Below are 6273 nucleotides of genomic sequence, written 5' to 3' on the forward strand. Positions count from 1 at the left end.
ATGGTGCGCCGCCTGTTCACCGGGCGCCGCGCGCGCCGCGCCGGGAGCGTGCTCGCCGTCCTGGCCGTGGCGGTCACCGGCGTCGCGCTCGGCCTGCTGCTGGCCGGCCGGGTGAACGCGGACATCGGCCCGTTCCGGGCGGAGCTGTCCGTCGGCCCGTCGCTGACCGGCGAGACGACCGTGAACATCCCGCCGCTCGGCTCGCTGATCCTGGACACCCACCAGGGCCCGTCGCAGCTCACGGTCGAGCTCGGCGAACTGGACCAGGGCCGGGTGGAGGCGCTGATCGACGACCCGACCGGCATCACCCGCGCCACCCAATCCGTGGTCGGCGACGTCCAGCGCGGCCTGATGCGGCTCGGCTTCCGCGCCGCCGCGGTCTCCATGCTGGCCGCCATGATCCTGGCCGCGCTGATCTACCGCCGGGCCCGGCCGGTCGCCGCGTCCGGGCTGACCGCGCTCGCGCTGGTGCTCGGCGCGCTCGGCGTCGGCGCGCTCACCGTCCGGCCGCAGTCGATCGAGGAGCCGCGGTACGAGGGGCTGCTGGTCAACGCGCCCGCGCTGATCGGTGACGTGCAGAAGATCGCCAGCGACTACAACAAGTACGCGGAGCAGTTGCAACGCCTGGTCGGCAACGTCAGCCGGATCTACGCCACGGTCTCCACGCTGCCGGTCTACGAGCCGCAGGAGGGCACCACCCGCATCCTGCACGTCTCCGACCTGCACCTGAACCCGGCCGCCTGGCCGGTGATCCGCACGATCGTGGAGCAGTACCGGATCGACGCGGTGATCGACACCGGCGACATCACGGACTGGGGGAGCGAGCCCGAGGCCTCCTACGTGGCCTCGATCGGCCTGCTCGGTGTCCCGTACGTCTACATCCGCGGCAACCACGACTCCACGCCCACCCAGGCCGCGGTGGCCGGGCAGGAGAACGCGGTGGTGCTCGACAACCAGGTCGCGGACGTGGCCGGCCTGACCGTCGCCGGGATCGGCGACCCCCGGTTCACGCCGGACAAGGAGACCGCCGGCCGGGAGACCACCGAGGAGGAGCAGGCCCGGCTCGCCGCCACCGGCGCCCGGCTGGACGCGACCGTGGAGGCCGCCGGCCGCCCGGTGCAGATCGGCCTGGTCCACGACCCGAAGATGGCCGGCCCGCTCGCCGGCGACGTGGCGGTCGTGCTGGCCGGGCACACCCACAACCGCGAGGTCCGCGAGCTCGAGCCGGGCCTGCCCACGCTGCTGATGACGCAGGGGTCCAGCGGCGGTGCCGGGCTGCGCGGCCTGGAGTCGGAGGAGCCGGTCCCGCTCGCGCTCTCCGTGCTCTACTTCGACGAGACCAAGGCGCTGCAGGCCTACGACGACATCCGGGTCGGCGGCACCGGCCAGTCCCAGGTCACGCTGGAACGCCACCTGATCGGCGACACGGTCGAGCCCCGGCCGACCCCGGCCCTGCCGTCCCCCACGGGCTCCTAGCGACGATCAAAGAGCCTCCGGGAAGGACACGTGGACGCTCAGCCCGTCGTGGCCGTGCGGCGCGGCCGTGATGCCGCCGTCGTGGGCGCGTGCGATGGAGCGGGCGATCGTGAGCCCCAGCCCGGCGCCGGACCGGTGGTTCAGGCGGCTCCCGGACAGCCGGCGAAACGGCTCGAACAGCCCGGGCACCGACTCCGGCGGGATGTCGTAACCGGTGTTGACGACGGTCAGCGCGGGCTCGCCGCCGACCCGGACGTCGATGGTGCCGTCCGCCCGGTTGTACTTGATCGCGTTCTGCACCAGGTTCGCGACGAGGCGTTCCAGCAGCACCCGTTCGCCCGCCACCACCCGGGGCCGCAGCGAGCAGGTGATCGTGAGGCCGACTTCGGCGGCGCGGTCCCGGTGGGCGTCGACGACCTCCGCGACGATGTCGTCGAGCCGCAGCGACGTCCGTGACACCAGGCCGCGGTCGCTCTCGGCGAGCACGATCAGTCCCTCGATCAGCCGCTCGTTGCGTTCGTTCGCCTCCAGGAGCTGTTCGGCGAGCAGCGCGAGTTGCTCGTCGGTCCGCTCGCCGGTCATGCCGACCTCGACCAGCACCCGCTGCACCGCGAGCGGGGTGCGCAATTCGTGCGAGGCGTCGGCGGCGAACCGGCGCTGCGCCTCGTAGCCCACCGCGACGCGGTCCATCATGTGGTCGATCGCCCGGCCGAGCCGGGCCAGTTCGTCGCGGCCGGGGCCGAGACGCAGCCGGTGCCCGAGGTTCTGCGGGCCGACCCGCTCGATCGCCGGCACCAGATCGCGCAGCGGGCGCAGGCACCACCGCACCGCCGGCAGGCACGCTCCCAGCAGCGCGAGGAGCACCAGGGTCAGCGCGATCCCCGGGCCGATGCTGGGCCGGCGGAAGAGCTGTACGCACAGGAACGAGGAGTCCCCGCCCACCTCGGGGTACGAGAGCTCGCACCAGCCCGGCCCGAACTCCCACCACAGCGCGCCCACCTCGTCCGCGAGCGCCGGCGCGAACTGCGCCACGACCAGGACGGCCGCGCAGAGCAGCAGCGTCCGCCGGGCCGGCATCACGTGCCGAGCCGGTAGCCGACCCGGACCACGGTGTGGATCAACGGCGGATCACCGAGCTTGCGGCGGAGCGTCATCACGGTCGTGCGTACCGTGTTGGTGAATGGGTCGGTGTGCTCGTCCCACGCCTGTTCGAGCAGCTCCTCCGCGCTCACCACGCGGCCACCGGCCCGCAGCAGCGCGTGCAGGACCGCGAACTCCTTCGGTGACAGCGCGAGGAGCAGGCCGTCCCGGGACGCGGTGTGCCGGGAGACGTCCAGCACGACGCCGTCCTGCTCCAGCACCGGCGGCAGGGCCGGCGCCGATCGCCGGGCCAGCGCCTGCACCCGTGCGATCAGCTCGGCGAACGCGAACGGCTTGGTCAGGTAGTCGTCGGCGCCGAGGCCGAGTCCCTCGACCCGGTCGCGAATCCCGGAGGCGGCGGTCAGCATCAGCACCCGGGTGCCGGCCGCCGACGCGGTGATCGCCCGGCACACCTCGTCGCCGGTGCGGCCCGGCATGTCCCGGTCGAGGACGGCCACGTCGTAGCGGTTGACGCCGAGCCGTTCCAGCGCGCTGTCGCCGTCGTGGACGACGTCCACGGCCATCGAGAACCGGCGCAGACCCTCGGCCAGCATGCCGGCCAGCACCGGTTCGTCGTCCGCCAACAGCACCCGCACCGCCCGTGTCCTCCCACCGTGCGACGACCACACCGGCACAACGCTGACACAGCGCGCATAAAAGTGCCATAAGGACAACACCGGCGCTCCCGGTACGGGCACCCGCGCAGCATGTCCGCCATGAATCGCCTTCGTACACTTTGGACGGCTGTCGTCACCGGCGCGGCCGTCGCGGCGGCAGTCCTCGTCGCCACGCAGGCCTCGGCCATCCGCGGCGGGCAGGAGGCCACGCAGCCCTACTCGTTCGCGGGCTCGCTGCAGCGCCCCGAATCGCCGCGCGCCGACGGCCACGTCTGCGGCGTCACGCTCATCGCACCGCTCTGGGCGGTGACCGCCGGCCACTGCGCCCGCAACTGGGGTGGCGCACAGGTCGGCACACCGCCGAACTGGACGGTCCGGTTCGGCTCGGTCAGCGCGTCCTCGGGCGGGCAGGTGGTGGCGGTCGAGAAGTTCTACACCTTCCACCGCTATCCCATCACCAACGGCGACATCGCGCTGCTGCGCCTGGCACGTCCGGTCGACGCCGCACCCGCGGCGCTGCCCGCGGCCCGGCCCGCGGACGGCACGCCCGTGCGCATCATGGGCTGGGGCCAGATCTGCGCGGAGCGGGAACCGCAGTGCTTTCCCGATCGGCTGCACGAGGCCGACACCGTGATCCAGCCGGCGAATGAGTGCGCGGCGTCCTCGATCTTCGAGCACCGCGAGCTCTGCATCGGCAGCTTGGACGGCAGCGTCGCCGCCACCAACATGGACTCCGGCGGCCCCGCGCTCGTCCGTACCGGCGAGGGCTGGACCGTCGTCGGCACCGTCGCCGGTGCCAACGGCGACGATCAGCCCGTCATCTACACGGCCGTGGACTTCTACCTGAGCTGGATGCAGGGGATCATCGACGGGACCGCGGTGCCGGAGGACAGCCCGATCCCCGACCTGGAGGGCGCCGCGGAGGTCGGCAACTGCTCGGGCTCGGTGGTCCGGACCGCGACCTCGTCGCCCGACGACCCCGCGCTGCTGCTGACGAACGGGCACTGCGTCAGCCCACGCCCGGCCCCGGGCACCGCGGTCGTCGACCAGCCGGACGTGCAGACCGTCCGCATCCTGGACCGGCAGGGGTACCACCGCGCCAGCGCCGGCACGTCCCGGCTGCTCTACGCCACCATGACCGGCACCGACATCGCGCTCTACCGGCTGGACCGGACGTACGCAGAGCTCGGCGTGAAGGTCTTCACGCTCGCCACGGCACCCGTGGCACCCGGCACCCGGCTGGCGGTCGTGGCCCCCGGCAACCGGTTCGAGTGCACGGTCGACGCCGTGATCCCGCAGCTGCGGGAGGGCGGATACCAGCAGGACGACGCCTACCGCTACGACGCCGCGTGCGGTCCCAGGCACGGCGACTCGGGCGCGCCGCTGGTGCTGGCGGACGGCAGCACGATCGTGGGCGTGCACGGCACGGGCAACGACGACGGCGAGGAGTGCACCGAGAACAACCCGTGCGAGGTCGCCGCGGACGGGACGGTCCGCGTGGAGCAGGGCCGCCGGTACGGCCAGCGCACCACCATGCTGGCCGCCTGCCTGACCACGGGTTCGGTACTGGACCTGACCCTGCCGGATTGCACGCTGCCGGCCCCCGCGGCGGAGCGGTGATGAACGGCGGTCAGCCGGCGACCTGATCGGGCGGCGGCGCGTCGATGACCACCTCGGCGCCGGGGGAGTGGACCGCCATGGCGAGCGCGGTGCCGTGCGCGGTGCCGGTGCCGGTCAGCTCCACCGCGGTCAGCGACGCGTCCGCCGCCAGCGTGACCGCGAGCGTGTACTCCGGCAGGTCCACGCCGGTGGCCGTGGCGAGCGCACGGATCGCCGCGGCCAGCCGGTCACCGGGCGTGATGCCGGGGACCAGCAGGTACCGGGTGGCGTTCTCCGGCAGCGGCTCGGCCGTGACCGACGCGGACTCCACGTCCAGGAACTCCGCCGGGTCCACCACCGGCAGCGGGATCGCGGTGACACCGCCGTCGGCCAGCCGGAACGCCGAGGCGGGCCAGCAGTACGTGCTCCGGTCCGGGCCGGCCGCGGCGGTCCACGGCCGGTCGCCGGAGGCGTGCGCCGCGGACGCGAGGTAGCGCACGCCGCCGATCTCCACCACGGTGAGCGTGTCCACCACGCCGAGGTCCGCGCCGTCCGAGCCCTGCGCGGTCACCACGGACCGCACGTCCCAGGACGGGTCGGTGCCGCCGGTGCTGCGCAGGTCGCCGGTCCAGGTCAGCGTGCGCGCCGGGACCGGCGTCGGCTCGTCCGCGCGGATCAGCGAGGTGGCCCGCTGGAACCGGAAACTCACCTGGTACGGCCCCTGGCGCAGCCGCTCGCCGGCCGCCGCGATCGCGTCGAGCGAGGGACGGCCGATCAGCCCGCCGCCGCCCTCCACCCGGCCGGCCTGCCCGTCCGCGGCGGCCGGCAGTTCCGTGCCCTCGTCCAGCAGCGCGGTGGCGGTGCAGATGCCGAGCAGGATGACCGCGATGATCGCGGCCAGCACGATGAAGGCGCGCGGCACGCCGGCGGTGTGACGGTGCCCGTGGTGCGGGTCCACGACCGGGGCCGGTGGTGGCGAGGCGACGACCGGGGACCCGGTGGGCGGCGGTGCCGGCGGCGGCGCGCCGAACTTCGGCATGATCCGCGGCGGGAACGGGCCGCGCCGTCGCGGCCGGTTCTCCCCGGTGGCCTCCGCGTCGTCCCGGTACGGCGGCTGTTCGGGCCCATCCCAGTTCTGCGAACCCATCCGGTCATCGTAAGGATCGTGATCCACGCTGGGAACGCCCTCAGCCGGTACGGGGCGGTGCCGTACTTCCGCGGGGCGTCAGGTGCGCGGTCTCGGTCTGCGCCGGGGCCACCCGCGCGCCCGCGACCGCGTCCAGCAGCAGCCGGGCCGCGCGCCCGCCGTACCCCGGGATGTCCCTGCTCAGCGCCGTGAGGGCGGGGTGCACCAGCCGGCAGAGCGGCGAGTCGTCCCAGGCCACCACGGACAGGTCACCGGGCACCGCCAGGCCCATCTCCTGCGCGACGGACAGCCCGG

The 6273-nt window shown here is 74.0% G+C and carries 6 protein-coding genes; 2 read left to right on the plus strand and 4 right to left on the minus strand.

The features are described 5' to 3' along the window. On the plus strand, positions 1–1476 hold the full coding sequence (locus tag J2S41_RS39755) for a metallophosphoesterase family protein (protein ID WP_310376193.1): 1476 nt from the start codon (positions 1–3) through the stop codon (positions 1474–1476). A gap of 6 nt (positions 1477–1482) precedes the next feature. Here the strand turns inward: J2S41_RS39755 and J2S41_RS39760 are convergent, their stop codons facing one another. Then, positions 1483–2553 carry a HAMP domain-containing sensor histidine kinase gene (locus J2S41_RS39760; RefSeq protein WP_310376872.1) on the minus strand — a complete coding sequence of 357 codons (1071 nt, stop codon included), beginning with the start codon at positions 2551–2553 and terminating at the stop codon, positions 1483–1485. Beyond that, the gene (locus J2S41_RS39765) at positions 2553–3212 is read right to left on the minus strand and encodes a response regulator transcription factor (protein ID WP_310376194.1); all 660 of its coding nucleotides are present in this window, start codon (positions 3210–3212) and stop codon (positions 2553–2555) included. Before J2S41_RS39765 ends, J2S41_RS39760 begins: the two co-directional genes overlap by 1 nt. A 120-nt stretch (positions 3213–3332) precedes the next feature. Between J2S41_RS39765 and J2S41_RS39770 the strand changes: the two genes are divergently transcribed. Further along, positions 3333–4853 (plus strand): trypsin-like serine protease, encoded by a 1521-nt coding sequence (locus J2S41_RS39770; protein WP_310376196.1) that lies wholly within the window; start codon positions 3333–3335, stop codon positions 4851–4853. A 10-nt stretch (positions 4854–4863) separates the two neighbouring features. Here the strand turns inward: J2S41_RS39770 and J2S41_RS39775 are convergent, their stop codons facing one another. Further along, positions 4864–5979, minus strand: a complete 1116-nt coding sequence (locus J2S41_RS39775; RefSeq protein WP_310376198.1) for a hypothetical protein — start codon at positions 5977–5979, stop codon at positions 4864–4866. Between the two features lie 40 nt (positions 5980–6019). After that, positions 6020–6273 (minus strand): substrate-binding domain-containing protein (locus J2S41_RS39780; RefSeq protein ID WP_310376200.1); only part of this gene is annotated, 254 nt, incomplete at its 5' end.

Source organism: Catenuloplanes atrovinosus (assembly GCF_031458235.1).
GTDB lineage: Bacteria > Actinomycetota > Actinomycetes > Mycobacteriales > Micromonosporaceae > Catenuloplanes > Catenuloplanes atrovinosus.

Excerpts from the sequence above, each read along its gene's own strand:
- J2S41_RS39755 (WP_310376193.1), top strand. The coding sequence starts at position 1 with ATGGTGCGCCGCCTGTTCACCGGGCGCCGCGCGCGCCGCGCCGGGAGC.
- J2S41_RS39760 (WP_310376872.1), bottom strand. The coding sequence starts at position 2,553 with ATGCCGGCCCGGCGGACGCTGCTGCTCTGCGCGGCCGTCCTGGTCGTG.
- J2S41_RS39770 (WP_310376196.1), top strand. The coding sequence starts at position 3,333 with ATGAATCGCCTTCGTACACTTTGGACGGCTGTCGTCACCGGCGCGGCC.
- J2S41_RS39775 (WP_310376198.1), bottom strand. The coding sequence starts at position 5,979 with ATGGGTTCGCAGAACTGGGATGGGCCCGAACAGCCGCCGTACCGGGAC.